The sequence below is a fragment of the Kitasatospora sp. NPDC086801 genome, assembly GCF_044745805.1.
GTDB lineage: Bacteria > Actinomycetota > Actinomycetes > Streptomycetales > Streptomycetaceae > Kitasatospora.
Genome location: NZ_JBIVAX010000003.1, coordinates 299,355 through 326,235, shown reverse-complemented (window position 1 = coordinate 326,235; position 26,881 = coordinate 299,355). Strand labels below are relative to the sequence as shown.

Here is a 26,881-nt window from a genome sequence, read left to right as displayed (position 1 = left end):
ATTCGGCGATTCGAGGGACGCTTCGCGGTCGACACCCGCCAGGTTCTGAGGTTGCCGTCGCTGCGATGCGTCCCGATCGCCATGTAGAGGTTCGCAAACCTCGGGCCCGGATACAACCCCCTTCAGGGAGGAATTTTTGATTCTTCGGTGTCGCCTAGCTCACAGCCAGTACTTCTATGGAGTGAAGGGGGCTTGTGCGTTCGAGAAGAAGGGTGAAACCCCCTTCCGGTCACACAATCACACGCAGTGCCCGCCGTACGCCTGTGAAACTGACGCGACTCCTGTCTCCAAGGTGGTCCCCGTCAACCTGGAACGGGGCGGGTTCCTCTGAAACCAAGGTGAAGTGTCTGACGTCGTGATAGGAGACGACGTGCTTGCCGGACGGGCCGGTCGGCGGGGCGCCGTCGCTCGAAGACGCGTACGACCGCAGGATCTGACGGATCGTTCGAGCCGTGCCGAACGCCGTCATCCGGGTGATCCCGAAGACGTCGAGATCGGTGTCGAAGGAGGCGAGCGGTGAGGGGTACACCGGGCGGTTGCCGAGGAACGTCCACGGCGAGGTGTTGCTGACTATGGCCAGGGCCAGGCCCGGAACGCCCTGGTGGCCCGGTAGTTCCAGGGCCACCGGGCCGGAACGGCGCTGCTCACGCTGGGTGACGTAGTGCCGCAGCGCCTGCGCCACGTAGAGCGCGTGGGTGGACTTGCGCCCCAACCGGCGCTGCTCCTCGACCCGGCCGACCACCCCGGCGTCGAAGCCCAGGCCGGCGGTGAAGGTGAACCAGCGGTCCGGCAGCCCGTCGGTCATCGCCTTGCCCAGGCCGACCGGCCGCTCGTTCCCGTGCTCCAGCGCGTGCAGCAGGGCGCCGGTGGCCTCCACCGGGTCGTTGGGCAGGCCCAGTGCGCGGGCGAACACGTTGGTCGAACCGCCCGGCACCACGGCCAGTCGCGGGACCTTCTCGCCCGGGCCGTGCGCCAGCAGCCCGTTCACCACCTCGTTCACGGTGCCGTCACCGCCGAGCGCCACCACCAGGTCGACCGTGCCGTCCTCCGAGGCCTCGCGGGCCAGGTCGCGGGCGTGGCCCCGGTACTGCGTCTCGGCCACCTCCAGCTTGAGGTCGCTGCGCAGCGCGTGGATCAGTACGTCCCTGGTCCGGCCACTGGTGGTGGTGGCCTTGTGGTTCACGACCAGGAGAGCGCGCATGGGGAAAGCCTACGGGTCGGTACGGACCAACCGGCGGCTACCCTGCTGGAGTGACCGCAGAATCCTCCGCACCCGTACCCACGGCGGGCCCGGCCCGCCCCGTGCCGCTGACCGTGGGCGCCGCCATCACCGCCCTGGAGGGCGCCGCGCTGGCCGTCGTCGGCGCCTGGGACATGGTGTCCGCACTGTCCGGCCAGTCCAAGCAGCTCGCCCTCAACGAGTTCGGCGGCGTGGTCATCGTGCTGCTCGGCGTGCTGCCGATCCTGGCCGCCCGCGCGCTGCTCAGGGAGCGCCGCTGGGGCCGCAGCCCGGCCGTGCTCACCAACTCGATCTGCCTGCCGATCGGGTACTACATGCTGCAGAGCGGCGGCGCGATGATCGGCGTCGGCGTGCTGGTCGGCCTGCTCGGGCTGGTCGGCATCGGCGCACTGCTGAACCCGAAGTCGACGGCGGCCCTGTACGCGTCGCACGAGGGCTGAGCGCACAGGGCCGTCGGGGGGCGGCCGCCGGCTGGGCGGCCGTCGGTCCTACTCCTCCACCAGGAGCTTCTCCCGCAGCTGGGCCAAGGTCCGGGCCAGCAGTCGGGACACGTGCATCTGGGAGATCCCCACCTCGGCGGCGATCTGCGACTGGGTCATGTTCCGGAAGAACCGCAGCACCAGGATCTTCTGCTCCCGGGGCGGCAGTTGGGCCAGCAGCGGCTTGAGCGACTCGCGGTACTCGACGCCCTCCAGCGCCTCGTCGGTGGCGCCGAGGGTGTCCGCGACGGCCGGCGACTCGTCGTCGCTGTCCGGCACGTCCAGGGACAGCGTGGAGTACGCGTTGGCGGACTCCAGGCCCTCCAGGACGTCCTCCTCGGAGATCCCCAGGTGCTCGGCGAGCTCGTGCACCGTGGGGGAGCGCCCGTGCCGCTGGGAGAGCTCGCTGGTCGCCGTGGTGAGCGACAGCCGCAGCTCCTGGAGGCGGCGCGGCACCCGGACCGCCCAGCCCTTGTCGCGGAAGTGCCGTTTGATCTCGCCGACGATGGTCGGCGTGGCGTAGGTGGAGAACTCGACCCCGCGCTCGTGGTCGAAGCGGTCCACCGACTTGATCAGGCCGATGGTGGCGACCTGGGTCAGGTCGTCCAGCGGCTCGCCCCGGTTGCGGAACCGCCGGGCCAGGTGCTCGACCAGCGGGATGTGCATCCGCACCAGCTGGTTGCGCAGCTCGACGCGCTCCGGGGAGCCCTCGGGCAGCGCGGACAGCCGGACGAACAGCGCGCGGGCCGCCTCCCGGTCCGGCGCGCCCGAGCGGTGCGGGGCCTGGGTGGGCACCGCGCCGCGCAGGTCCCCGGCCCCGTCCGCCGGTTCGGACGGGGGCGGGGATGCGGGCGACGGATCAGACGTCGGCTCGGTCGGGTGGCTCATCCGGTGGGCGTCCTTCGGGTGCGCATCGTCGTTGGCGGCGAGGCCAGGAACGCTCGCCTGGGTCGGTACGGCAGGTCCCGCCGTCGCGAGGCCGGTACGGTCCAGATCACTCACGGCCATTCCCCCGTTCCGTTCCGGGAGCACCGGGGCCCTCGGGCCCCGGCATCGTCTCGTTGGTCGTACCGCGTGGGGCGGTACCGGGCGCCGTCCGCCCGGCCCCGGGATGGGGGACCGGGCGGACGGCCCATGTGCGGTGCTGGTTCGACGCCCCGGTCAGTGGGCGACGGGGCCGCCGCGCTTCTTGTGCAGGCTGATCGACACGGTCTTGTCCTCGCCGACCGAGGAGTCGACCTCGCCGGCCAGGGCGGAGAGCACCGTCCAGGCGAAGGTGTCCCGTTCGGGTGCCTTCCCGTCGGTGGTGGGGGCGGCGACGGTCACCTTCAGCGAGTCGCCGACCAGCCGGAACTCGCAGGTCAGGACGGAGCCGGGCACCGCCTGCTGGAGCAGGATGGCGCAGGCCTCGTCGACCGCGATCCGCAGGTCCTCGATCTCGTCGAGGGTGAAGTCGAGCCGTGCCGCCAGGCCGGCCGTCGCTGTTCGCAGGACCGAGAGGTAGGCCCCTGCCGCGGGCAGCCGGACCTCCACGAAGTCCTGCACTCCGGGCTCGCCGTCGATCTGGGACACCCTCACCTCCTGGGTGACGCGCTGTGCTTCCGGGCCGGTGGCCGCGGCACTGTCTGTTGCTTGGCTCAACTGCTTCGCCCCAACTGTCCAGAGGGGTGGTGCGGTACGTACCGGTCATACCCTTCGCACGGCGACCGGACGCCGCGTATCCGCCTGAGACCTTACCGCTTTCCGCACGCCGGCCAGGGCTCGGGAGTCACTCATGGTAAGTCATCGCGACGCAGGGTGGCAGGGGTTCGGGCGGTCCGTTCAGCGGCCGCCGGCGGCGGCGAGCGCCTCGCCGGCGAGCCGGTAGACGCTCCAGCCGTCCATCGGCACCGCGCCGAGGGACTTGTAGAAGTTGATCGAGGGCGCGTTCCAGTCGAGCACCGACCACTCCATCCGCGCGTAGCCGCGCTCGACGGCGATCCGCGCCAGTTCCAGCAGCAGCGCCTTGCCGTGGCCGCCGCCGCGGGCCTGCGGGCGGACGTACAGGTCCTCCAGGTAGATCCCGTGGGTGCCGCGCCAGGTCGAGAAGTTGAGGAACCAGACCGCGAAGCCGACCGGCTCGCCGGTGGCGTCGTCCTCGGCGATCAGGGCGAACACCGCCGGATCGGCGCCGAACAGGGTGTCGCGCAGCTGTTCCTCGGTGGCCACGGCCTCGTGCGGGGCCTTCTCGTACTCCGCGAGCTCGCGGATCAGGGCGAGGATGACGGGAACGTCGGTCACGACGGCGGTGCGGATCATGCTGCGAGCCTACTGCGCGGGCCGGCCCCGGCCCAGGCCCGATCGGTGGCCGGGCCGGGCCGGTGCGCGGGCGGACTCGGTCAGCGGGCGGGGACGGTGCGCAGGTAGTCGGCCAGCGCGGTGATCGCGGCCGGGTTGCGCGGGCTCTCCACCAGATCGACGTAGTCCAGGACGAAGATCCGGTCGTTCTTGACCGCAGAGACGCCGGCCAGGGGCGGGAAGGACTTCAGGAAGGCTCGCTTGGCGTCGGCGCCGGTCTCGCCGTAGTTGTTGATCACGATCACCTCGGGGTCGCGCTGGACCACGCTCTCCCAGCCGGCGGTGACCCAGGTGTCCGCGAGGTCGCCCATCACGTTGGTCCCGCCGGCCTTGGTGATGATCTCGTCGGCTGCGGCGAACTTCCCGACGGTGTACGGCTTGTCCTGCCCGCTGTCGTACAGGAAGACGGACGGCCAGCGCTCGGGCTGCGGGGCGGCGGCGACCTGCGCCTTGAAGTCGGCGATCAGCTTGTCGGCCCGGTCGCGGACGTCGAAGATCTCGCCGAGGTTGGCCAGGTCGGTGTAGAGCGCGTCCAGCGGGGACATCACGCCGCGCTCGGTGCCCTTGCCGCTGCGGCAGGACTCGCTGAGCACGTACGAGGGGATGCCGAGGTCCTTGAGCGCCTGCGGGGTGAAGCCGCGGCCCTCGTCGAAGCCGTAGTGCCAGCCGGCGAAGACCAGGTCGGCCCTGGCGTCCAGCACGATCTCCTTGGTGATCTCCTTCTTGGAGAGCCACTTGGCCTGCTGGTAGCCGTCCTTCCAGGCGACCTGGTCGACCCGGCCCTTGTCGTCGGGCATCACGTAGCCGGCCATCCGGTCGGTCAGGCCGAGGGCGAGCATCAGCTCGGTGATGCCGACGTCGTTGGTCACCGTCCGGGCGGGCTTCTGCGGGAAGGTGAGCTTGCCGCCGCAGTTCTCCACGGTCACCGGGTAGTGGGCGGAGGCGGCGGTCGCGTCGCCGCTCGGGGCGATCTCGGCGCCGCAGGCGGTGAGCCCGAGGGTGAGCAGGGCGGTGATGGCAGCGGCCTTGGTGCGCACGGGGGTTCCTTCGGGGGGTGGGTCAGATCCGGTCGAAGAGCAGTTGGACGGCGCCGGTCACCGGATGCCGGACCGGGGTGGCCCGGACACCGAACACCTCGGCCAGCAGGGCGGGTCGGAGCACCTCGGCGGGCGGCCCCGAGGCGACGATCCGGCCGGCCCGCAGCACGTACAGCAGGTCGCAGTGGCCGGCCGCCAGGTTGAGGTCGTGCAGTGCGGTGAGCACCGTCGGGCCGGCCTCCCGGACCAGCGCCAGCACGTCCAACTGGTGGGCGATGTCCAGGTGGTTGGTGGGCTCGTCCAGCACCAGCAGCCGGGGTTCCTGGACCAGCGCGCGGGCGATCAGCACCCGCTGCTTCTCGCCGCCGGACAGGCTCAGGAAGCCCCGCCCGGCCAGCTGCTCGGCGCCGACCTTGCGCAGCGCCTCCGTACAGCGCGCGTGGTCGCCCCGGCTCGGTCCGCCCAGTCCGCGCCGGTGCGGGAGCCGGCCCATGGCGACCACCTCGGCCACCGTGAAGTCGAACTCGGCGGAGTGCTCCTGGGGCAGCGCGGCCACCCGCCGGGCGGCCTCGCGCGCGGTCAGCGCGTGCAGGTCCGCGCCGTCCAGCCGGACGGCCCCGGCAGCCGGCCGCAGCGCCCGGTAGACGCAGCGCAGCAGCGTCGACTTGCCGCTGCCGTTCGGCCCGACCAGCCCGACCACCTGCCCGGCGGCGGCGTCCAGGGCGACGTCGTGGACCAGCCGGGCGCCGGCCAGTTCGACCGAGACGGAGTCCAGGGAGAGATCCATCAGCGGCCTCCGAAGGAATAGCCGCGACGGCGCATCAGCAGCAGGAAACAGGGCACCCCGAGCACCGCGGTGACCACCCCGACCGGCAGTTCGGCGGGCGCCAGCAGGGTGCGCGAGACGATGTCCACCCAGACCAGCAGCAGCGCCCCGGCGAGCGGCGCGACCAGCAGCACCCGGCGGTGCCCGGCGCCGACCAGCATCCGGGCCAGGTGCGGCACCATCAGCCCGACGAAGCCGATCGCCCCGCTGACGGCCACCACCGTGCCGGTGACGGCGGCGGTCACCACGAACAGCTCGCGGCGCAGCCGGTCCGGGTCCACGCCCAGCGAGGCGGCCGTCTCGTCGCCCATGGCGAGCGCGTCCAGCCGGCCGGCGGCGCAGGCCAGGTACGCCAGGCCGGCCAGCACGGTGACGGCGGCGATCGGCACCGAGCCCCAGGTGGCGCCGCCGAGGCTGCCGAGCAGCCACATCATGGCGTCCCGGGCGGCCTCGCCGCGGGCGGCCGCGAAGACCATCAGCGCGGTGACGGCGGAGAAGCCGTAGGACAGCGCGGTGCCGGTGAGCACCAGCCGCAGCGGGGTGAGCCCGTAGGCCGTTCGCGCCGCGAGGTAGACCAGCACCATGGCGACCAGCGCGGAGCCGAACGCGGAGGCCGAGATCGCCCACATCCCGAGCGAGGCGAAGGCGCCGAGCAGCAGCACGGCGTTGGCGCCGACGGCCGCGCCGGAGGAGATGCCGAGCACGAAGGGGTCGGCCAGCGCGTTGCGCACCAGGGCCTGGACGGCGACCCCGGTGGCGGCCAGCCCGGCGCCGACCACGGAGGCCAGCACGGCGCGCGGCAGCCGGATCTCCCAGACGATCGCGTAGGCGGCGGCCTCGTCCGCCTCCAGCCGTCCGCCCGTCAGCCCGGCGGCCAGCAGCCGCAGGACGCGGGGCAGGCCGATCCCGGAGGCGCCCAGCGCCACGCCGCAGAGCAGGGAGAGCACCAGGGCGGCGGCCAGGCCGACGGCGAGCGGGACGGCGGGTATTCGACGGGCGGGCGGGCTCGTTGCGCCACTGCCCGCGGCTGCGGTGCTGCTCACGGTGCGCCTTGCCTCGGGCCGCGGGTGCGCGGGGGCGGCACCGGTCGGGCACGGGCCCGGGCGCCATCCCCTCGCAGTCCACGGCGAGTTGTCGGGAGTTCAGCGGCCGAGGGCGATCGGGCTGGCGCGGTTCTGGGGCCGCGCTCACCGTTGCGGGTCAGCGCCGGATTCACACCGGACTTCCCCCTCGGACGCCCTGGCAGCATAACAGCCACTCAGGCTAGGCAACCCTTACCGGATCGGATGGGGCGTGAACGCACGACCGCCCCCGTCCGGCGCTGCGGACGGGGGCGGTCGGGTGGCGACCTGTCAGGCTCAGGCCTTCTTGGTCTCCCAGAAGATCTTGTCGACCTCGGCGATCAGGTCCAGCAGGGCCTGGCCGGTGGCCGGGTCGGTGGACGCCTTGGCGGCCGAGGCGGCCTTCAGGGTGTCGTTGATCAGCTGGTGCAGCTGCGGGTACTTCTCGAAGTGCGGGGCCTTGAAGTAGTCGCTCCACAGCACCGAGATGTGGTGCTTGACGGCCTCGGCACGCTGCTCCTTGATGATCAGGGCGCGGGTGCGGAATGCCGGGTCCTCGTTGGCCTGGTACTTCTCCTGGGTGCCCTTGACCGACTCGGCCTCGATCCGGGCCTGCGCCGGGTCGTACACGCCGCAGGGCAGGTCACAGTGGGCGTGAGCGGTGGCGCGCGGTGCAAACAGACGAGAGAACATGGGAGTCCTTCCTTAGATCGTCTTCCCGCGCCCGAGATTACCCTTCCGTCCCCGGGGTTTCGCGATCGGGCGATGGGCCTAGGGCAAAAGACGGACCCGCAACCGGGGTAATCCGGACATCGAACGGATCGAACGGGGTGACGGTCCGTACGGCAGACTGGGACCGGGTGGTCCGGGAGGAGGAGTCGTGGCGCGGAGCACGGAACCGGCGGGCACGGAACCAGCGGGCACGGAACCGGTGGGCACGGAACCCCGGGGGCGGGGCCGGGGCGGCGGCGCGGTGCCGTTCGGGCTGGTCGACGTGGCGGGCCCGTCGATGGTCCCGACCCTGCGCGAGGGCGACCAACTGCTGGTGCGCTACGGCGCGCCGATCCGGCCCGGCGCGGTGGTGCTCTTCCGGCACCCCTTCCAGCAGGACCTGCTGGTGGTGAAGCGGGCCGCCGAGCGGCGCCAGCGGGGCTGGTGGCTGCTGTCCGACAACCGGCCGGTGGACAGCGACAGCCGCAGCTACGGCCCGGTGCCGGACGACCTGGTGCTCGGCCGGGTGCTGCTGCGGCTGCGCCCGCGCCCGGCCTGGCTGGCGCCGGGGCGGCGGCTGGAGCGGCTGCTGCTGACCACCGGCCAGGCCCGGGTGCCGGGCCTGGCCCGCCGCCTGGGCGTCTGGGCGGAGGAGCTCCAGGCGCCCTAGCCGGTGGCGCCGAGTGCCGCGGCCTCGGCCTCCTGGCGCTTGCGGGCCCGGTACGCGGCGACGTTGGCGCGGGTCGCGCAGCGGTCCGAGCAGTAGCGGCGGGAGCGGTTGGTCGAGGTGTCCAGGTAGGCGTTGCGGCAGGGTGCGGCCTGGCAGATGCCGAGCCGGTCGGCGCCCAGCTCGGTCAGGTGGACGGCCAGGCCCATGCAGGCGACCGCGCTGAAGTGGGCGGTGGCGGTCGGGGAGTTGTCGGCCAGGTGCAGGTGCCAGCGCGGCCGGCCGGCGTCGTCCAGGTAGTCGTGCCCGGAGACCAGCGGGCTGACCGGGTACTCCATCAGCAGGCTGTTCAGCAGGTCGACGCCCCGGATCTCGTCGCCCTCGGCGGCGGCCTCGAAGACCCCGCGCAGCCTGGTCCGCACCGCCCGCAGCCGGGGCAGGTCGGACTCGTCGGCCTGGGCGGAGGCCCGCGAGGAGTCGGAGAACAGGCCGCGCACCGCGTCCACGGACGTCAGCGTGTCGGTGCCGCGTTCGGGCTCCTCGGTGTTCACCAGCCGAACGGCGAGATCGGCGTACGAGGCGAGCTCCACGGAGGTCCTTCCAAAAGGTCGGTAACGGGCTGATTGCGTCCAGCCTATTACCCGGGTGGGGAAAACGTTCGGCGCCCGGCAGGAGTAGCCTGCCGGGCGCCGGTGGGTACGGCTCTACAGCACCTTGGAGAGGAACGCGCGGGTGCGCTCGTGCCGGGGGTCGGTGAGCACCTCGCGGGGGTTGCCGGACTCGACCACCACACCGCCGTCCATGAACACCAGCGCGTCGCCGACCTCGCGGGCGAAGCCCATCTCGTGGGTGACGACCACCATGGTCATGCCCTCCTCGGCGAGGCCGCGCATGACGTCGAGGACGTCGCCGACCAGTTCGGGGTCGAGCGCCGAGGTGGGCTCGTCGAACAGCATCAGCTTGGGCTTCATGGCCAGCGCGCGGGCGATCGCGACGCGCTGCTGCTGGCCGCCGGAGAGCTGGGAGGGGTAGTTCCTCGCCTTGTCGGCGAGGCCGACCCGCTCCAGCAGGACCATCGCCCGCTCCCGGGCGGCGGCCTTGCCCTCGCCCTTGACCTGGACCGGGGCCTCCATGACGTTCTCGACGGCCGTCATGTGCGGGAACAGGTTGAAGCGCTGGAAGACCATGCCGATGTCGCGCCGCTTGACGGCGACCTCGCGGTCCTTGAGCTCGTAGAGCTTGTCGCCCTTCTGCTGGTAGCCGACCAGTTCGCCGTCCACCCAGAGGCGCCCGCCGTTGATCTTCTCCAGGTGGTTGATGCACCGCAGGAAGGTCGACTTGCCGGAGCCGGAGGGGCCGATCAGGCAGAACACCTCGCCCTGCCTGACCTCCAGGTCGATGCCCTTGAGCACGTGCACGGAGCCGTAGGACTTGTGGACGCTCTCGGCGCGGACCATCGGCTGTCCGGTGGCGGCGGCCGGGGTCTTGCTCAGGTCGGTCATACGTGACCACCTCCCTCGAGCCCCGGGACGACGTCGACGCCGGTCTTCGGGGCGGGCTTCCCGGCGAACAGGCCCCGCAGTCGCTGCAGCGGGGTGGGCGGGAGGGTCCGGTTGGAGCCGCGGGCGTAGTAGCGCTCGATGTAGTACTGGCCGATGGTCAGCAGCGAGGTGAAGAACAGGTACCAGAGGCTGACCACGATCAGCAGCGGGATGTTCTGGTAGTTCCGGGAGTAGATGACCTGACCGGCCCGGAAGATCTCCTCCAGGGAGATCACGCTGACCAGCGAGGTGGTCTTGAGCATCGAGATGGTCTCGTTGCCGGTCGGCGGGATGATCACCCGCATGGCCTGGGGCAGGATGATCCGCCGCATGGTCTGGAACCGGCTCATGCCGAGCGCGTGGGCGGCCTCGGTCTGGCCCTCGTCCACCGACTGGATGCCGCCGCGGACGATCTCCGCCATGTAGGCGGCCTCGTTGAGGCCGAGGCCCAGCAGGGCGGCGACGAAGGTCGGGATCAGGACGTTGGTGTTCGCCGACCAGAACTCCGGCCCCCACGGGACGCCGATCGACAGCTTGGCCCAGATCAGGCCGAGGAAGTTCCAGAACACCAGCTGCACCAGCACCGGGGTGCCGCGGAAGACCCAGATGTACATCCAGGCGGTGCCGGAGAGCAGCGGGTTCGGGGACAGGCGCATCACGGCGAGGACGATGCCGCCGACCACGCCCATCAGCATGGCGAGCACGGTCAGTTCCAGCGTGACGACCATGCCGTGCACGATGCTGTCGTGGAACAGGTACTGCCCGACGATGTCCCACTTGAAAGCGGGGTTGGTGAAGAGGGCGCTCAGCAGCATCGCCGCGAGCAGGGCGATGACGACGGCGCCCGCCCAACGTCCGGGGTGGCGGACCGGGACGGCCTTGATGGTCTCAGGCCGTCCCTCCTCCGCCTTCCCCTTGTCCAGAGAGTTCACGGTGTGGCCTCGGGGGAGAGATGGAGCAGGCGGACGGTCAGTTCACGGCGCCGTTGACGGTCGACTTGTCGAGGGCACCGGACTCGACGCCCCACTTGGTGAGGATCTGCTTGTAGGTGCCGTCGTCGATCAGCGACTGGACGGCGCCCTGGATCGCGGGGGTGAGCTTGGAGCCCTTGGTGACGGCGACGCCGTAGGGGGCCACGCCGTAGGTGGAGCCGAGCTTCTCCAACTGGCCGCCGGCCTGCTTGATCGCGTAGTCGACGACCTGGGAGTCGGCCATCATGGCCTGGTCGCGGCCGGAGACGACGGCGTTGGTGACGTCCGTCTGGAGGTCGAACTTGTCGCCGTCGTTCTGGATGCCCGGCTTCGAGTTCTTGGCGCAGTCCGGGTTGCGGGTGTCCTTGATCTCGTCGGCCTGGGTGGTGCCGGTCTGGACGGCGACCTTCTTGCCGCACAGGTCGTTGGGGTCGACCTTGTCCGGGTTGCCCTTCTTGACCGCGATGGCGCTGCCGGAGTTGAAGTAGGTGACCATGTCGACGACCTGCTCGCGCTCCTTGTTGTCCGTGAAGGACGACATGCCGAGCTGGAACTTGTTCGACTGGATGCCGGGGATGATCGCGGTGAAGCCGGAGTCCTGGACGTCGGCCTTCAGCCCGAGCTTGGCCGCGATGGCGTTGGCCAGGTCCACGTCCATGCCGATGACCTTGCCGCTGTCGTCCTTGAACTCGTCCGGCGCGTACGAGGCGTCCGCGCCGACCACGAGCTTGCCGGAGGACTTGACGTCGGCGGGGACGAGGGCGGCGAGCTTGTCGTCGGCCTTGACCTCGTTGACGGTCGCGGAGGCGTTGGGCGCGCCGCTGCCACTGTCGCTCTTGCTGCTGCTACAGCCGGTCAGGACGAGGGTGACGGAGGCGGCAACCGCGCCGGCGGCGAGAAGCCGGGTGCGCTGGGTACGGGCGGTCATGAGGGGGATCTCCTCCTGAGGGAGAGGGCGGGCGGAGCGCGCCGCGGGGGCGGCACACCGGGGCAGCGGGGCCGTACGGCGCTGTACGGGTGCATTTCGCCGTACGTCGCCGTACGTGCGGGGCCGGGTGGTGCGGTGCCTGTGCGGACGGGCCGCCCAGGTTGCTACGGGGTACTGCGTCCGCCACCCTCCGCCGAGGTGGACGTTGAGCGAACCGCCTCGACCAGTGGCCGGCTCGATCCGAGATGGGGGGAATCCTGCCATCTGAGGACGGTCAGATGGCCCTCATCCAGATCAAAATCGGATAACGAGGGCTCAGGCTGTCCGCTATTCGGACTTATTCCGTGTTCCTGTCACTCCGTGCATAAGTATGCAGATCCCTCCGGTCGGTGCCCGGAGGCCCGCCGCCACGGCGGACGCGCGACCCTGCCGTCCCGCCCTGCCGTCCCGCCCTGCCGTCCCGCCCTGCCGTCCCGCCCTGCCGGGCCCGGCGGCGGGTGTGTCAGAATTCGGTACCGGGTGACCCCCGAACGCTCGAACCAGACCGACGAGTCCTGACAGGCTCGGGGTGTCCGGGAACGGAAGTCATCACGTGGCTCCGTATCCGGGACGCCGACTCCCCTTCGCGTCTGCGTTCACTCCTGCGGGTGCGCGTGCCGCCATCACCGTTGCCGCCGCCGGAGCCCGGCGCTTCCGACGCCGGGCCCCAGTGACGCGACAGCTCGGCGATGAACTGCACGTGACGAGGACGAAAAGGCATAGGTGCGATGCCTTGGTCCGACCTACGCTCGGCCCGGAAGCACAACGCGGACCAACAAGACCCATAAAACCCTCATCCGAGGGCGCCGCCCGACGGCAGCGCCCCGACCCAGCCCCCCGGGTCCGCTTCGGCGTACCCGGTTTCCGGTTTCCGGACGGGTCGTCCTGTCCGTCGGTCGCGCACCCTCGCCAGATCAATGACGAAGAGGTCATCGTGGCAGCGGAGATCATCAGCAGCACCCAGGACACCGTCGATCCGGTCGACGCCGTCTTCGCGCTCCACCGCGGCGGCAAGATGGAGATCCGGGCGACCGTCCCGGTGCGCGACGCGGACGACCTGTCCCTCGCCTACACGCCCGGTGTCGCCCGCGTCTGCACGGCCATCGCCGAGCAGCCGGAGCTGGTCAACGACTACACCTGGAAGTCCAACACCGTCGCCGTGGTCACCGACGGCACCGCCGTGCTGGGCCTCGGCGACATCGGCCCGGAGGCCTCCCTGCCCGTGATGGAGGGCAAGGCCATCCTGTTCAAGCAGTTCGGCGGCGTGGACGCGGTGCCGATCGCGCTCGCCTGCACCGAGGTCGACGAGATCGTCGAGACCGTGGTGCGGCTGGCGCCCTCCTTCGGCGGCGTCAACCTGGAGGACATCTCCGCCCCCCGCTGCTTCGAGATCGAGCGCCGGCTCCAGGAGGCCCTGGACATCCCGGTCTTCCACGACGACCAGCACGGCACCGCGATCGTCACCACCGCCGCCCTGTGGAACGCGGCCGAGGTGACGGGCCGCGAGATCGGCTCGCTGCGGGCCGTCATCTCCGGCGCCGGCGCGGCCGGCATCGCCATCGCCAAGATGCTGGTGGCGGCGGGCATCGGCGACGTCGCGGTCTGCGACCGCAAGGGCGTGGTGTACGACGGCCGCGGCGACCTCACCGACGTCAAGGCCGAGATCGCCGAACTGACCAACCGCACCGGCCGCAAGGGCTCGCTGGCCGACGCGCTGGTCGGTGCCGACGTGTTCATCGGCGTCTCCGGCGGCACCGTGCCGGAGGAGGTCGTCGCGACCATGGCCGAGGGCGCGTTCATCTTCGCGATGGCCAACCCCAACCCGGAGATCCACCCCGAGGTCGCGCACAAGTACGCGGCGGTCGTCGCCACCGGGCGCAGCGACTTCCCGAACCAGATCAACAACGTGCTGGCCTTCCCCGGCATCTTCGCCGGCGCGCTGCAGGTGCGGGCCAGCCGGATCACCGAGGGCATGAAGCTGGCCGCCGCCAAGGCGCTGGCCGGTGTCGTCGCCGACGAGCTGACGCCGCAGAAGGTCATCCCCTCGCCGTTCGACGAGCGGGTCGCCCCGGCGGTCACCAAGGCCGTCGCCGAGGCCGCCCGGGCCGAGGGCGTGGCCCGGATCTGACGATCCGGGCGCCCCCGCCCGACGGCCAGGTCCTGTCCGGCCGGGGAGCCGCCGCCGACACGGCCGGGGCCGGGACACGCGTCACACCCACGCGTGGTTCCCGGCCCCGGCCGGCACGGCTATCGTCCGCAGCATGTTTGCTGCCTACGCCGCACGTATCGACGCCGACGACCCGCTCAGCGGGCTGGAGTTGGGTGAACTCCCCGAACCGCAGGCCCGCCCCGGGTGGAGCGTGGTCACGGTCAGGGCCGCCAGCCTCAACCACCACGACCTGTGGTCGCTGCGCGGGGTCGGCCTGCCCGCCGGAAGACTGCCGATGATCCTCGGCTGCGACGCCGCCGGCGTCGACGAGCACGGCAACGAGGTCGTCCTCCACTCGGTGATCGGCCAGACCGGCCACGGGGTGGGCCCGGACGAGCCCCGGTCCATCCTGACCGAGCGCTACCAGGGCACCTTCGCCCAGCAGGTGGCCGTGCCCACCTGGAACCTGCTGCCCAAGCCCGCCGAGCTCAGCTTCGAACAGGCCGCCTGCCTGCCCACGGCCTGGCTGACGGCCTACCGGATGCTGTTCACCAACGCCGGGGTCAGGCCCGGTGACACCGTCCTGGTGCAGGGCGCGGGCGGCGGCGTGGCGACCGCGCTGATCGTCCTCGGCAAGGCCGCCGGGCTGCGGGTCTGGGTCACCGGCCGGGACGAGGCCAAGCGCCGCCGGGCGGTCGAACTCGGCGCCGACGCCGCCTTCGAGAGCGGCGCCCGGCTGCCCGCCCGGGTGGACGCGGTGATGGAGACGGTCGGCGCCGCCACCTGGTCGCACTCGGTGAAGGCGCTGCGCCCGGGCGGCACCGTCGTCATCTCCGGTGCCACCTCCGGCTCCAACCCGAGCGCCACCGAGCTGAACCGGATCTTCTTCCTGGAGCTCAAGGTGGTTGGCTCGACCATGGGGACCAAGGAGGAGCTGGCCGGGCTGCTCTCGCTGTGCGCGACCACCGGCGTCCGGCCGGTGATCGACTCGGTGCTGCCGCTGGCCGAGGCCCGGGACGGCTTCGCGCGGCTCGCCAAGGGCGACGTCTTCGGCAAGATCGTGCTGACGCCGTGACGCCGTGACGCCGTGACGCCGTGACGCCGTGACGCGGACCGGCCCGGCACGCTCCGTGGAGTGTGCCGGGCCGGTGGTGGTCCGATGGCCTGCTGGTCAGCCGAGCAGGCGCTTCAGCCGCTCGCCGGCCGCGCCCAGCACCGAGCGGGCCTCGGCCAGCTTGTCGGCGCTCACGCCGCCGTCCCGGGCCGCGTCGCGCACCTGGTCGCGGAAGCGGTCGAGCAGTCGCTCCAGTTCGCGGGCCGGGTCGCCGGCCGGGTCGGTCCGTGCCCACGGCGGCAGGTCGGCCGGGGCGGTCGGGGCGGCTGGCCCGTCCTTGTCCAGGTCGATCCGGGTGACGGTGACCTCCTCGGCCGGCTCGTCGGCCGGCTGGCCCCAGCGGGCCGCGTCGGCCAGCCCGGACAGGCCCTTGGTCAGCTCGGACAGACCCTCGGCCAGGCCGGTCGGCCAGTCGCCCTTCGCGGCGTGCTCGCGCACCTGCTGCTCGACCCGGCGTTTGATCCGCAGCGCCTCCTGCTGCGCGGCCGTCCGCGAGGCCTTGGCCTGCTCGCGCAGCCGGCGGGCCTCCTCCTCGGCGGCCTTCGCCTTGGCCTTGGCGGCCTTCTCCTGCTCCCGGGCACGCTTGGCCTGGTCCTTGGCCTGCCGCTTGAACTGGGCGAACTCCTCCTTGGCGCGCTGCCAGGCCTCGTTGTCACCCCACGGGCCGGACCACGGGTCCCCGCCCTCGGCGCGGTCCGGCCGGGGGGCCTGCCGGGCGGCCTGCCACAGCTCCTCGCGCAGGTCCTTGGCGCTGTCCCGGACGTCCTCGCGGATCGCCCCGGCCAACTGCGCCACGGAGTCGTGGATCTCCACTTCCAGGTCGTCCAACTCGCCCTGGCGGGCTTCCAGTTCGGCGCGCCCGGCGTCGGTCAGCCGGTAGACCTTGCGGCCGCCCTCGGTGCTGTGGGAGACCAGGCCCTCCTGCTCCAGCTTGGCGAGCCGGGGGTAGACCGTCCCGGCGGAGGGCGCGTACAGGCCCTGGAAACGCTCCTCCAGCAGGCGGATCACCTCGTAGCCGTGCCGCGGGGCCTCGTCGAGCAGCTTCAGCAGGTAGAGCCGGAGCCGGCCGTGGCCGAACACGGGCGTCATCTCAGGCCTCCTTGGTGAGGTCGGGCTTGCCGAGTCCGGCCGGGAGCTCCTTGACGACCACCGGCGCCTCGTCCTCGGGGTCGGGGCGGCGCAGCACGGTGACGCCGCCGGAGACGGTGGTCACGGCGAGGCTGCCCCGGCCGTCGCCGAGCTGGCCGGACAGGCGCTTGGCGCCCCAACTGCCGCTCAGCTTGAGCCCGTCGAAGGTGCTGGAGATGTCGCCGCTGGTGGAGCCGGCCTCGACCTTGGCGTCGGCCAGCGAGGGGATCCGGATGACGACCGGGCCGCTGACGGTGGTGACCTTGACGTCGGCCGGGCTGGAGACGTCGAGGTCCAGGGTGACCGCGCCGGTGACGGCGTTGGCCTGGACCCGGTCGGCGGTGCCGGCGACCACGGTGAGCTGGCCGGAGACGGTGTTGACCTTGAGCTGGCCGGCCACCGACTGGGCGTCGACGTCGCCGGTGACGGTGTTGGCCTCGGTGCGGCCGGTCAGGCCGACCAGGGTGGCGTCGCCGCTGGCGCTCTGCACCGAGACGTGCCCGGTGATCCCGGAGACGGTGGCGTCGGCCGAGACGGTGCCGACCTTGACCTCGGCGTCGGCCGGGACGGTCAGGGTGACGTCGGCGACCCGCTTGCGCTTGAAGGAGCTGAAGAAGCCCTTGACCGCGTCGACCGACTTGAGTCGGTCGCCGAACTCGCCCCAGCTGTTGATGTCCTTGTAGGTGACCGTCAGGACGCCGTCCACCAGGGTCACGTGCAGCGGCTCGCCCTGGAGTTCGGTGACCTCCAGGCGGGCCGGGCCCTCGGCCGCCACCACGTTCACCGTGCCCTCGATGATCCGCACGTGCAGCGTCCGGACCGCCTCGTCGATGGTGATCCTCTCGGGCCCCTCGACCGTCCACTGGCTCATCTCTGCCGCCTCCCGTTGTCGATCGCGATGTATCGCGTTCCCTTCCAAAGACGATATATCGCGTGACGCGCAAGTCAAGCGTGCCGGCCCGGATTCCGCCCCTGAGCCGCCCCGGAGCCGTCCCCTACGGGTACGCGAGAGGCCCGGGAGGCGGTTGCCTCCCGGGCCTCTCGCGGGCCGCTCACCGGGTCACTCGTCGTCCTCGTCGTCGAGCCGCGCCAGCCAGGTGGCCAGCCGCTCGACGGGGATCTCGAAGTCCGGGTTGAGGTCGACGAACTCGCGCAGGCGCTCGGCCAGCCAGTCGAAGGTGACCTCCTCGTCGCCGCGCCGGTTCGCCAGCTCCTCGATGCCTCGGTCGGTGAAGTACACGGTTCGCTCCGGTCGGATGGGGGTTGACCTGGTCAGGATAGTCGGGGCCGGTCGGCCGGCCCGTTCGGCCCGGTACCACCGGGAACGCCCGCGGCCCCGGCCCTCCCGGGTGGGAGGGCGGGGCCGCGGGCGTCGGTGCTCCAGCGACGCGGGGCGTCAGGGCCTCAGAGCGAGTAGACCTCTTCGATCAGCGCCTGCTGCTCGGCGGCGTGCCGCTTGGCCGAGCCGACCGCCGGGGACGAGGCCGCCCCACGGGCGACGCGGCGCAGCCGCGCGTCGTTGGCGCTGCGGCCGATGACGACCTGGAGGTGGTCGACCAGGTTCATCGCGATGAACGGCCAGGCGCCCTGGTTGGCCGGCTCCTCCTGCGCCCAGACGAACTGGACGTCGTCGCCGTAGCGGGCGAGCTCCTCCTGGAGCTCGGCCACCGGCAGCGGGTAGAGCCGCTCGACCCGGACGATCGCGGTGTCGGTGACGCCGCGCTCGGTGCGGGCCGCCGCCAGGTCGTAGTAGAACTTGCCGGCGGTGATGACGACCTTGCGCACCTGCGCCGGGTCGACGGTGTTGTCGCCGATGACCGGGCGGAAGGAGCCGGACAGGAACTCCTCGGTCGCACTCGCCGCGGCCTTGAGACGCAGCATCGACTTCGGGGTGAAGACGACCAGCGGCTTGTGGTGCGGGTTGTGCGCCTGCCAGCGCAGCAGGTGGAAGTAGTTCGACGGCAGGGTCGGCATGGCGACCGTCATGTTGTTCTGCGCGCACAGCTGGAGGAAGCGCTCCGGGCGGGCGGACGAGTGGTCCGGGCCCTGGCCCTCGTAGCCGTGCGGCAGCAGCAGGGTGACGCCCGAGTGCTGGCCCCACTTCTGCTCGGCGGAGGCGATGTACTCGTCCACCACGGTCTGCGCGCCGTTGACGAAGTCGCCGAACTGCGCCTCCCACATGACCAGCGAGTTCGGGCGGGTCAGCGAGTAGCCGTACTCGAAGCCCATCGCCGCGTACTCCGACAGCAGGCTGTCGTAGACGGTGTAGCGGGCCTGGTCCTCGGTGAGGTACTGCAGCGGGGTGTAGTCCTCGCCGGTGTTGCGGTCGATCAGGACGGCGTGCCGCTGGCCGAAGGTGCCGCGGCGGCTGTCCTGGCCGGCCAGGCGGACCGGGTGGCCCTCCATGAGCAGCGAGCCGATGGCGAGGGTCTCGCCCGTCGCCCAGTCGATGGTGTTGTCCTCGACGGAGGCGGCGCGGCGCTGCAACTGCGGCAGCAGGCGCGGGTGGACGGTCAGCCAGTCCGGCAGGTTGACCTGCGAGGCGGCGATCCGCTTGACCATCTCCTGGGAGATGCCGGTCTGGATGTTGACCGGGAAGTCGGCGACCGGCTTGCCGGCGGTGGCCACGGCCGGGGTCTGGGCGGCGTCGCGGACCTCGGCGAAGACCTTCTCCAGCTGGCCCTGGAAGTCCTGGAGCGCCTGCTCCGCCTCTTCCATGGTGATGTCGCCGCGACCGATCAGGCCCTCGGTGTACAGCTTGCGCACCGAGCGCTTCTTGTCGATCAGGTCGTACATCAGCGGCTGGGTGAACGACGGGTTGTCGGCCTCGTTGTGACCGCGGCGGCGGTAGCAGATGAGGTCGATCACGACGTCCTTGTGGAACGTCTGACGGAACTCGAAGGCGAGCCGCGCGACGCGGACCACGGCCTCCGGGTCGTCGCCGTTCACGTGGAAGATCGGGGCCTCGATCATCCGGGCCACGTCGGTGCAGTACATCGAGGAGCGCGAGGACGCCGGGGCGGCGGTGAAGCCGACCTGGTTGTTGACCACCAGGTGGATCGTGCCGCCGGTGCGGTAGCCGCGCAGCTGCGACATGTTCAGCGTCTCCGCGACGACGCCCTGGCCGGCGAAGGCCGCGTCGCCGTGGATCTGGATCGGCAGCACCGGGAAGGTGGTGCCGCCCTGGTCCAGGATGTCCTGCTTGGCGCGGGCGATGCCCTCGACGACCGGGTCGACCGTCTCCAGGTGGGAGGGGTTCGCGGCGAGCGAGACCTTGATGGTCTCGCCGTCCAGGCCGGTGAAGGTGCCCTCGGAGCCGAGGTGGTACTTCACGTCGCCGGAGCCGTGCATCGACTTCGGGTCGAGGTTGCCCTCGAACTCGCCGAAGATCTTGCCGTACGGCTTGCCCACGATGTTGGCCAGCACGTTCAGGCGGCCGCGGTGGGCCATGCCGATGACGGCCTCGTCGAGGCGGTGCTCGGCGGCGGCGTCGATGGTGGCGTCCAGCAGCGGGATGAGCGACTCGCCGCCCTCCAGCGAGAAGCGCTTCTGCCCGACGTACTTGGTCTGCAGGAAGGTCTCGAAGGCCTCGGCCGAGTTCAGCCGGCGCAGGATGCGCAGCTGCTCCTCGCGCTCCGGCTTGGAGTACGGCTTCTCCAGGCGCTCCTGCAGCCACTTGCGCTGCTTCGGGTCCTGGATGTGCATGTACTCGACGCCGACGGTGCGGCAGTAGGTGTTGCGCAGCAGGCCGAGGATGTCGCGGAGCTTCATCATCTTCTGGCCGCCGAAACCGCCGACCGCGAACTCGCGCTCCAGGTCCCACAGGGTGAGGCCGTGGGTGGTGACGTCCAGGTCGGGGTGCTTGCGCTGCTTGTACTCCAGCGGGTCCGTGTCGGCCATCAGGTGGCCGCGCACGCGGTACGCGTGGATCAGCTCCATGACGCGGGCGGTCTTGTTGACCTCGTCGTCGTGGGTGGTGGCGACGTCGGTCGCCCAGCGGACCGGCTCGTACGGGATCCGCAGCGACTCGAAGATCTCGTCGTAGAAGCCCTTCTCGCCGAGCAGCAGGCGGTGGATCTCGCGCAGGAACTCGCCGGACGCCGCGCCCTGGATGACGCGGTGGTCGTAGGTCGAGGTCAGCGTCATGATCTTGGAGACGCCCAGGCGGGACAGGGTCTCCGGGGCGGAGCCCTGGAACTCGGCCGGGTACTCCATGGCGCCGACGCCGACGATGGTGCCCTGGTTCTGCATCAGGCGCGGCACGGAGTGCACGGTGCCGATGCCGCCGGGGTTGGTCAGCGAGACCGTGACGCCGGTGAAGTCGTCCATGGTCAGCTTGTTGGCGCGGGCCCGGCGGACGATGTCCTCGTAGGCCTGCCAGAAGCCGAAGAAGTCGAGGGTCTCGGCCTTCTTGATGGCCGCGACGACGAGCTGGCGGTCGCCGTTCGGCTTGACCAGGTCGATGGCCAGGCCGAGGTTGACGTGCTCGGGCTTGACCAGGAAGGCCTTGCCGTCCTCCACCTTGTAGCTGTAGTTCATGCCCGGGGCGGCCTTGACGGCCTGGACCAGGGCGTAGCCGATCAGGTGGGTGAAGGAGACCTTGCCGCCGCGGGCGCGCTGCAGGTGGTTGTTGATGACGATGCGGTTGTCGATCAACAGCTTCGCGGGCACCGCGCGGACCGAGGTCGCGGTCGGCACCTCCAGCGAGGAGTCCATGTTGGTGGCGACGGCCTTGGCCGGGCCGCGCAGCTGGACCAGCTCGGGGCCGGCGGTCGCGGCCGCGGCGGCGGCCGGGGCGGCCGCCTTGGGGGCCGGGGCCGGAGCCGGGGGCGCGGCGGGTGCTGCGGCGAGCGGCGCGGGGGCCGGCGCCGGAGCGGCCGGGGCGGCCGGTGCGGCGGGGGCGGGCGCGGCCGGAGCAGCAGCAGCGGGCGCGGGGGCAGCGGCAGGGGTCGGCGTGGTGCCGGCCTGGGTCGCGGCCTGGGTCACTGGGGTCACCTCGGTACCGGGCTTGTAGTCGGCGAAAAAGTCCCACCAGGCTCGGTCGACCGAGTTCGGGTCCTGGAGGTACTGCTGGTAGATCTCATCGACGAGCCACTCATTGGGACCGAAGCCAGTGGAGCTAGCCGAGCTATTGGGGGTTTCAGGGGACTGTGGCGACACGGCGGCAACCGCCCTCTTCCGCTTCCTTTTGGGATGTTTGGACAGCGGGGATTAAGGCTACGCCCCTGACCAGTGATCGCGCAGTCCCCGGGCCCCAGGCGTCGCCCAGATCACAGTCCTGACCTGCAGTTTGGCTGAAAACGTACGTTAGAAAGCCGTATCTGAGGGGAAGCGATCGCGCCCGTTCATGGGGCATATTGGGGCGAAACCGGACAAAGCGCCGAACGGATCATCCAATGATCTTCGTGTACGTCTGTGTCGGTTCTGTGACACAGGCGACCCTCAGTGCTGCCCCGGCAGCCGGACCTCGATCCGGCAGCCGCGCGGCGCCTCGGCGACCGCGATCCGCCCGCCGTGCAGGTCCACCGCCCAGCGGGCGATGGCCAGGCCGAGACCGGTGCCGCCGTCCGAGCCGGGCCCCTGGGCGGTCGCGGTGCCGCTGCGGCTGAACCGCTCGAACACCCGGCCGCGGTCGGCCGGCGGGATGCCCGGGCCCTCGTCCTCGACCTCCAGCAGCAGGCCGCCGGGGCCGCCGTCGGGCCGCGCGCGCACCGTCACGGTGCCGCCGGGCGGGGAGTGCTTGCAGGCGTTGTCGACCAGGTTGGCGACCACCTGGTGGAGCCGTTCCGGGTCCGCCACGCCGGTCAGGCCGGTCGGGCTGACCTCCAGGGCCAGCCGGACGTCGCCGCGCCGGGAGAACGCCCCGCCGGCCGTCGCGCCGTCCACGGTGACCCCGCGCAGCACGCCGTCCAGGAACTCGCGCACCTCGAAGGGGCGGGCGTCCAGGTCGACCACGCCGTCGTCGATCTTGGAGAGGTCCAGCAGGTGGGTGACCAGGCGGCCGAGCCGCTCGGTCTGCTCCAGGGCGGCCCCCAGGGTCGCCGGATTGGGCTGGACGACGCCGTCCACCACGTTCTCCAGCACGGCGCGCAGCGCGGCGATGGGCGTGCGCAGCTCGTGGGAGACGTTGGCGACCAGCTCGCGGCGGTGCCGGTCGGCGGCCCCCAGGTCGGCGGCCATCTGGTTGAAGGTGGTCGCCAGCTCGCCGATCTCGTCGCGCGAGTTCACCTCGACCCGGCGACTGTAGTCGCCGGAGGCCATCGCGCGGGCGGCGGCCGTCATCTCGCGCAGGGGGGCGGTCAGCCCGTGCGCGAGGAACTGCATGAAGAGCAGCGAGGCGATCATGGAGAAGACCATGATGATCCGGATCTGGGTCTCGGACCGGATCGCCACGACCACCATGCCGGTGGCGAGGAAGACGGAGACGATCACCAGCAGGGCGAGCTTGCCCTTGATCGAGCGGACCGGGTCGAGCGGCCGGATGTCGGCCCAGACCCGGCGGGCGGCGCGGGCGGCCAGCGTCTGCGACTGCGTGCCGCCGGTGTCCCCGTTGCGTTGCTGTGGAAAGGTCATTGGTCCCCTGTGATCACCGCGTACGTCCCCCGCGCGGTGTGCGCGGCAGTTCGGGACACGGGCCCCCCGGAGGCCCGTCGCCCGAGGCGCGCCCTAAGAGAGCGGGGCCTCCAGCGCGTACCCGACACCGTGGACGGTGCGGATCCAGCTCGCGCCGATCTTGCGCCGCAGCGCCTTGACGTGGCTGTCCACGGTGCGGGTGCCGGACGCGTCCGTCCAGTCCCAGACCTCGGCCAGCAGCTGCTCGCGGGTCAGCACGGCGCGCGGCTGCGCGGCCAGGCAGGCGAGCAGGTCGAACTCGGTGGGCGTCAGGTGGACGTCGCCCGAGGCGAGCCGGACCCGGCGCTGCACGTGGTCGATCTCCAGCTCGCCGAAGCGCAGCGAGCCGAGCGCGGGCGTGCGGGCCGCCTGCTGGGCGCGCTCGACGCGGCGCAGCAGCACGTTGACCCGGGCGGCCAGTTCGCGCATCGAGAACGGTTTGGTCATGTAGTCGTCGGCGCCCACGCCGAGGCCGACCAGCAGGTCCGTCTCGTCGTCGCGCGCGGTCAGCATCAGCACCGGCACCGGGCGCTGGGCCTGGATCCGACGGCACACCTCGAGGCCGTCGAAGCCGGGCAGCATGATGTCGAGGACCACCAGGTCCGGCTGCCAGGTGTGGAAGCCGTCGACCGCGCCCGGTCCGTCGTGGGCCACGGCGACCTTGAAGCCCTCCGCGCCCAGCCGGGCCGCGATCGACTCCGCGATCGTCGGCTCGTCCTCCACCACCAGCACTCTGCGTTGGCTGCTCACCGTGCCGCCGCTGTGGTTGTTGTCCTGCTGAAGTTCTGTCACGGTCACGCCACCGCCCCCAGGGCTGCGGGCCGGCCACCTGTGGGGATGGCGGGGCTCCGCTCGTAGTCTTGTTCCGTCGTGGACTGTGCCGGGTCCGCCGTCCCGTCGTGCGCGCGGGTCGGTGGGCGGATTGTCGGCCGCCCACTTCTCCCGCGCACTTCGCAGCGTACGGACAGCGGATGCCTCCCGGCAGGTGGACCGGACGTTTCCGGCCCGTGGGCCGGCTGTCGGGCCGCCCTCGGACCCACTGCACGAGTGGGCACGGGCCGATACCTTACCCGGCGATTTTTCTCTGCGTAACGGTACGTATGCAGTCGAGTTGACGCCAAGTCGCCGGTCAGAGCCCCTGCCGGCGCGTTCACGGGAAGAAGGTCTGGACCAATAACGGGAATCCGGTCGACCGGTTTCCTGATGGTCTTCACCGGCTTTTCTCAGATGCCTCTCAGAACCTCGACGTAACGTGGCCGCGACAACGCCCCGCAGGGCGGGATCCGCGGCGCGCGCCGGTACGTTGGGCACCTGGTGAGGGGCCGGCGGCTGTGGGCGTGGAGCGGAGGGCGGCATGGCTGGACTGCGGCGAGGTGCCGGACGGGTCGGGGCACCCCCTGCGGGTCCGCCGTACGGCATGCTCCGGCACGGCCTGCGCACCGGCGTCGTCGACTGGCTGCTGGCGCGGGTGCCGACACCCCGGCGCAACCCCTTCACCCTCGGCTATCTCGCCGTGGTGGGCGCCACCACGACCTTTGCCAAACTCGCCGATCCGGAACTCGTGCAGCGGCTGCAGGAGGCCTCCAGTTCCGACGGCCACAACCTCTTGCAGCACCCCCTGCGCGCGCTGGTGCTCAGCGGTGTCTGGGTGGCCGGCGAGGTGTGGATGCCGTACCTGTGGGGATTCGCCGTCACCCTCGCGCCGCTGGAGCGCCGGATCGGCCCCGCCCGGGCGGCGGCGGTCTTCGCGATCGGGCACGTCACCGCCACGCTGTTGTCCCAGGGCGTGGTGATCGCCGCGGTGGAGACCGGGCGGCTGGAGAGCGGGGCGCTGGACCACCTGGACATCGGCGTCAGCTACGGCGTGCTCGCCTGCCTGGGCGCGGTGGCCGGACTGCTGTCCTGGCGCGGGCGGCTGGTCGCGCTCGGCGGGGCCGGGTTGCTGATCGCCGAGCAGATCCTCACCGAACGGGACGTGGTCACCGCCGTGGGGCATCCGGCCGCGGTGCTCACCGGGGTGGCGCTGTGGCGCTGGCTGCGCCGGGCCCAGGCCCGTCGGCCGCGGCCGAAGTCGCGGACCCGCCGCGCCGAGGCGCCGGCCGGGGGCTCCTCGCCCGCGCCGGGCGGCGCTCCGGTCCTGGACGCGCGCTGACCCTTCCGGGTGCCGCCCCGGGCGCTTTTGACGGCGCTTCCCGCGGCCTCCCCCTGTTCGCTCGCGGCGAACATCGCCCCGGGGGCATCCGGCGCGCGTCAGTCCTTAGTCAGGTCGACTCAACTTCGCTGACTGGGGAGAGATCATGGCATCGACGTCCACACCGCTCACCCTGCCCGTGCTGCCGCTCGACGACGAGGTCGTCCTGTCGGGCATGGTCGTCCCGCTGGACCTGAAGGACACCGAGGTGCGCGCCGCGGTCGGGCCGCCCGCGCGGCGGCCACCGGCACCGGCAAGCCGCAGGTCCTGCTGGTCCCGCGGGTGGACGGCTCGTACGCGGCGGTCGGCACCCTGGCCACCGTCGAGCAGGTCGGCCGCCTGGCCGACGGGGAGCCGGCCGCGCTGGTGCGCGCCGTGCGCCGGGTCCGCATCGGGGCCGGCACCACCGGCCCCGGCGCCGCCCTCTGGGTGGAGACCACGCCCTTCCGGGAGTCCTCGGTGGGCACCCCGGTGGCCGGCCGGGCCGCCGAGCTGGTCAAGGAGTACAAGGCGCTGTCCGCCCAGTGGCTGCGCAGGCGCGGCGCCTGGCAGATCGTCGACCGGGTGGCCCAGATCGAGGGCGTCGGCGAACTCGCCGACAACATCGGCTACGCGTCCTTCGCCACCGCCGAGCAGAAGCTCAAGGTGCTGCTGGAGGCCGACCAGGTCGCCCGCCTGGAGTACGCGCTGACCCTGCTGCGCGACCACCTCGCCGAGGAGGCGGTCAACGACACCATCCGCAAGGACGTCGAGGAGGGCGTGGCCAAGCAGCAGAAGGAGTTCCTGCTCCGCCGCCAGCTGGAGGCCGTCCGCAAGGAACTGGCCGAGCTCAACGGCGACCCGGCCGACGAGGAGGAGGACTACCGCGCCCGGGTCGAGGCCGCCGACCTGCCCGAGAAGATCCGCGAGGCGGTCCTCAAGGAGGTCGACAAGCTGGAGCGGGCCTCCGAGCAGTCCCCCGAGGGCCCCTGGATCCGCACCTGGCTGGACACCGTCCTGGAGCTGCCCTGGAACGAGCGCACCGAGGACGCGTACGACATCGCCGGCGCCCGCGCCGTGCTGGACGCCGACCACGCCGGCCTGGCCGACGTGAAGGACCGCATCGTCGAGTACCTCGCGGTGCGCAAGCGCCGGGCCGACCAGGGGCTCGGCCCGGTCGACGGCCGGCAGGAGGGGCAGCGCGAAGCGCTTCCCGGGAAGGGCGCCGGCGGGCGACGGGCGGGCGGCGCACCGCCGTCCCCGGCGTGGCCACCGGCCTCGCCGTGACCGGCGCCGGTGGCGACGTCCTCTACATCGAGGCCTCGCTCGCCGACGTCGAGACCGGCGGCACCGGGCTCACCCTCACCGGGCAACTGGGCGACGTGATGAAGGAGTCCGCGCACATCGCGCTCTCCTACCTGCGCTCGCGCGGCGCCGAACTGGAGCTGCCGGTCACCTCGCTGCGCGACCGCGGCGTGCACCTGCACATCCCGGCCGGGGCCGTCCCCAAGGACGGGCCGAGCGCCGGCATCACCATGACCACGGCGCTCGCCTCGCTGCTGTCCGGCCGCAAGGTGCGCACCGACCTGGCGATGACCGGCGAGGTGTCGCTGACCGGGCGGGTGCTGCCGATCGGCGGGGTGAAGCAGAAGCTGCTCGCCGCCGACCGGGCCGGCGTCACCACGGTGATCATCCCCAAGCGCAACGAGGCCGACCTGGACGACGTCCCGGCCGAGGTGCTGGCGAGGCTCACCGTCCACCCCGTGGCGGACGTGCGGGAGGTGCTGGAGCTGGCCCTGGAGCCGGCCAAGGTCCTGGCCGCAGCCGCCTGACCCGCCCGGCCCGGCTGACCGGCCTGGCCCGGCTGTGCC

General features: G+C 71.9%; 23 protein-coding genes, 1 pseudogene and 1 riboswitch. Of the genes and pseudogenes, 6 read left to right on the top strand and 18 right to left on the bottom strand.

All coding sequences use genetic code 11. The features are described 5' to 3' along the window. Nucleotides 1-229: 229 nt before the first annotated feature. On the bottom strand, nt 230-1,201 hold the full coding sequence (locus ACIPLC_RS06595; RefSeq protein WP_400471678.1) for a diacylglycerol/lipid kinase family protein: 972 nt from the start codon (nt 1,199-1,201) through the stop codon (nt 230-232). Between the two features lie 50 nt (nt 1,202-1,251). Between ACIPLC_RS06595 and ACIPLC_RS06590 the strand changes: the two genes are divergently transcribed. Beyond that, on the top strand, nt 1,252-1,680 hold the full coding sequence (locus ACIPLC_RS06590) for a hypothetical protein (protein WP_400471676.1): 429 nt from the start codon (nt 1,252-1,254) through the stop codon (nt 1,678-1,680). A 48-nt stretch (nt 1,681-1,728) separates the two neighbouring features. Here the strand turns inward: ACIPLC_RS06590 and ACIPLC_RS06585 are convergent, their stop codons facing one another. The 7 genes from ACIPLC_RS06585 to sodN all read right to left on the bottom strand — a co-directional run bounded on the left by ACIPLC_RS06585 (nt 1,729) and on the right by sodN (nt 7,673). Next, nucleotides 1,729-2,607 (bottom strand): RNA polymerase sigma factor SigF, encoded by an 879-nt coding sequence (locus ACIPLC_RS06585; protein ID WP_400471796.1) that lies wholly within the window; start codon nt 2,605-2,607, stop codon nt 1,729-1,731. 273 nt (nt 2,608-2,880) lie between these two features. Further along, nucleotides 2,881-3,291, bottom strand: a complete 411-nt coding sequence (locus ACIPLC_RS06580) for an anti-sigma regulatory factor (protein WP_350879653.1) — start codon at nt 3,289-3,291, stop codon at nt 2,881-2,883. 249 nt (nt 3,292-3,540) lie between these two features. After that, entirely contained in the window at nt 3,541-4,017 is a 477-nt protein-coding gene (locus tag ACIPLC_RS06575; RefSeq protein WP_400471674.1) for a GNAT family N-acetyltransferase, read from the bottom strand. Nucleotides 4,018-4,097: 80 nt separating this feature from the next. Beyond that, nucleotides 4,098-5,093 (bottom strand): ABC transporter substrate-binding protein, encoded by a 996-nt coding sequence (locus ACIPLC_RS06570; RefSeq protein ID WP_400471672.1) that lies wholly within the window; start codon nt 5,091-5,093, stop codon nt 4,098-4,100. Nucleotides 5,094-5,115: 22 nt separating this feature from the next. Then, the gene (locus tag ACIPLC_RS06565) at nt 5,116-5,880 is read right to left on the bottom strand and encodes an ABC transporter ATP-binding protein (RefSeq protein ID WP_400471670.1); all 765 of its coding nucleotides are present in this window, start codon (nt 5,878-5,880) and stop codon (nt 5,116-5,118) included. Next, a complete protein-coding gene (locus ACIPLC_RS06560) occupies nt 5,880-6,962 on the bottom strand; it encodes a FecCD family ABC transporter permease (RefSeq protein ID WP_400471668.1) in 1,083 nt (360 codons plus the stop codon). The genes ACIPLC_RS06565 and ACIPLC_RS06560 overlap by 1 nt, the downstream gene beginning before the upstream one ends. An 89-nt stretch (nt 6,963-7,051) precedes the next feature. Further along, a riboswitch (cobalamin riboswitch) is annotated at nt 7,052-7,190 on the bottom strand. An 87-nt stretch (nt 7,191-7,277) separates the two neighbouring features. Further along, on the bottom strand, nt 7,278-7,673 hold the full coding sequence (gene sodN, locus ACIPLC_RS06555) for a superoxide dismutase, Ni (RefSeq protein WP_400471666.1): 396 nt from the start codon (nt 7,671-7,673) through the stop codon (nt 7,278-7,280). A 316-nt stretch (nt 7,674-7,989) separates the two neighbouring features. Here sodN and sodX point away from each other — a divergent pair, with 316 nt between their 5' ends. Further along, nucleotides 7,990-8,361 (top strand): nickel-type superoxide dismutase maturation protease, encoded by a 372-nt coding sequence (sodX, locus tag ACIPLC_RS06550; protein WP_400471794.1) that lies wholly within the window; start codon nt 7,990-7,992, stop codon nt 8,359-8,361. Here the strand turns inward: sodX and ACIPLC_RS06545 are convergent. The 4 genes from ACIPLC_RS06545 to ACIPLC_RS06530 form a co-directional block, all read right to left on the bottom strand. Continuing rightward, nucleotides 8,358-8,948: a CGNR zinc finger domain-containing protein gene (locus ACIPLC_RS06545; protein ID WP_400471664.1), complete on the bottom strand. Its 591-nt coding sequence runs from the start codon at nt 8,946-8,948 to the stop codon at nt 8,358-8,360. The genes sodX and ACIPLC_RS06545 overlap by 4 nt on opposite strands. A 114-nt stretch (nt 8,949-9,062) precedes the next feature. Then, complete coding sequence (locus tag ACIPLC_RS06540; protein WP_400471662.1) at nt 9,063-9,860, bottom strand: amino acid ABC transporter ATP-binding protein; 798 nt, start codon at nt 9,858-9,860, stop codon at nt 9,063-9,065. Next, nucleotides 9,857-10,831, bottom strand: a complete 975-nt coding sequence (locus ACIPLC_RS06535; RefSeq protein WP_400471660.1) for an amino acid ABC transporter permease — start codon at nt 10,829-10,831, stop codon at nt 9,857-9,859. Before ACIPLC_RS06535 ends, ACIPLC_RS06540 begins: the two co-directional genes overlap by 4 nt. Nucleotides 10,832-10,868: 37 nt before the next feature. Then, on the bottom strand, nt 10,869-11,798 hold the full coding sequence (locus tag ACIPLC_RS06530) for an ABC transporter substrate-binding protein (protein ID WP_400471658.1): 930 nt from the start codon (nt 11,796-11,798) through the stop codon (nt 10,869-10,871). 973 nt (nt 11,799-12,771) lie between these two features. Between ACIPLC_RS06530 and ACIPLC_RS06525 the strand changes: the two genes are divergently transcribed. Together ACIPLC_RS06525 and ACIPLC_RS06520 are read left to right on the top strand one after the other, a co-directional pair. Then, on the top strand, nt 12,772-13,965 hold the full coding sequence (locus tag ACIPLC_RS06525) for an NADP-dependent malic enzyme (protein ID WP_400471656.1): 1,194 nt from the start codon (nt 12,772-12,774) through the stop codon (nt 13,963-13,965). A 133-nt stretch (nt 13,966-14,098) separates the two neighbouring features. Next, a complete protein-coding gene (locus ACIPLC_RS06520; RefSeq protein WP_400471654.1) occupies nt 14,099-15,061 on the top strand; it encodes a zinc-binding dehydrogenase in 963 nt (320 codons plus the stop codon). 96 nt (nt 15,062-15,157) lie between these two features. On the opposite strand, the gene ACIPLC_RS06515 is transcribed toward ACIPLC_RS06520, so the two are convergent. The 6 genes from ACIPLC_RS06515 to ACIPLC_RS06490 all read right to left on the bottom strand — a co-directional run bounded on the left by ACIPLC_RS06515 (nt 15,158) and on the right by ACIPLC_RS06490 (nt 23,632). Next, nucleotides 15,158-16,189: a PadR family transcriptional regulator gene (locus tag ACIPLC_RS06515; RefSeq protein ID WP_400471652.1), complete on the bottom strand. Its 1,032-nt coding sequence runs from the start codon at nt 16,187-16,189 to the stop codon at nt 15,158-15,160. 1 nt (nt 16,190) lies between these two features. After that, complete coding sequence (locus ACIPLC_RS06510; RefSeq protein WP_400471651.1) at nt 16,191-17,099, bottom strand: DUF4097 family beta strand repeat-containing protein; 909 nt, start codon at nt 17,097-17,099, stop codon at nt 16,191-16,193. 189 nt (nt 17,100-17,288) lie between these two features. Further along, nucleotides 17,289-17,468: a DUF6104 family protein gene (locus ACIPLC_RS06505; RefSeq protein WP_400471649.1), complete on the bottom strand. Its 180-nt coding sequence runs from the start codon at nt 17,466-17,468 to the stop codon at nt 17,289-17,291. A gap of 164 nt (nt 17,469-17,632) precedes the next feature. Then, on the bottom strand, nt 17,633-21,388 hold the full coding sequence (locus ACIPLC_RS06500; protein ID WP_400471647.1) for a multifunctional oxoglutarate decarboxylase/oxoglutarate dehydrogenase thiamine pyrophosphate-binding subunit/dihydrolipoyllysine-residue succinyltransferase subunit: 3,756 nt from the start codon (nt 21,386-21,388) through the stop codon (nt 17,633-17,635). Between the two features lie 282 nt (nt 21,389-21,670). Beyond that, nucleotides 21,671-22,801 (bottom strand): sensor histidine kinase, encoded by a 1,131-nt coding sequence (locus ACIPLC_RS06495; RefSeq protein WP_400471645.1) that lies wholly within the window; start codon nt 22,799-22,801, stop codon nt 21,671-21,673. Between the two features lie 93 nt (nt 22,802-22,894). Beyond that, on the bottom strand, nt 22,895-23,632 hold the full coding sequence (locus ACIPLC_RS06490; RefSeq protein ID WP_063351140.1) for a response regulator transcription factor: 738 nt from the start codon (nt 23,630-23,632) through the stop codon (nt 22,895-22,897). A 625-nt stretch (nt 23,633-24,257) separates the two neighbouring features. On the opposite strand from ACIPLC_RS06490, the gene ACIPLC_RS06485 reads away from it, so the two are divergent. Together ACIPLC_RS06485 and ACIPLC_RS06480 are read left to right on the top strand one after the other, a co-directional pair. Beyond that, nucleotides 24,258-24,992, top strand: coding sequence for a rhomboid-like protein (locus ACIPLC_RS06485; RefSeq protein WP_400471643.1), 735 nt, complete (start codon nt 24,258-24,260; stop codon nt 24,990-24,992). Between the two features lie 145 nt (nt 24,993-25,137). Beyond that, nucleotides 25,138-26,842: pseudogene (locus ACIPLC_RS06480) on the top strand (S16 family serine protease). The last annotated feature ends 39 nt before the right edge of the window (nt 26,843-26,881 follow it).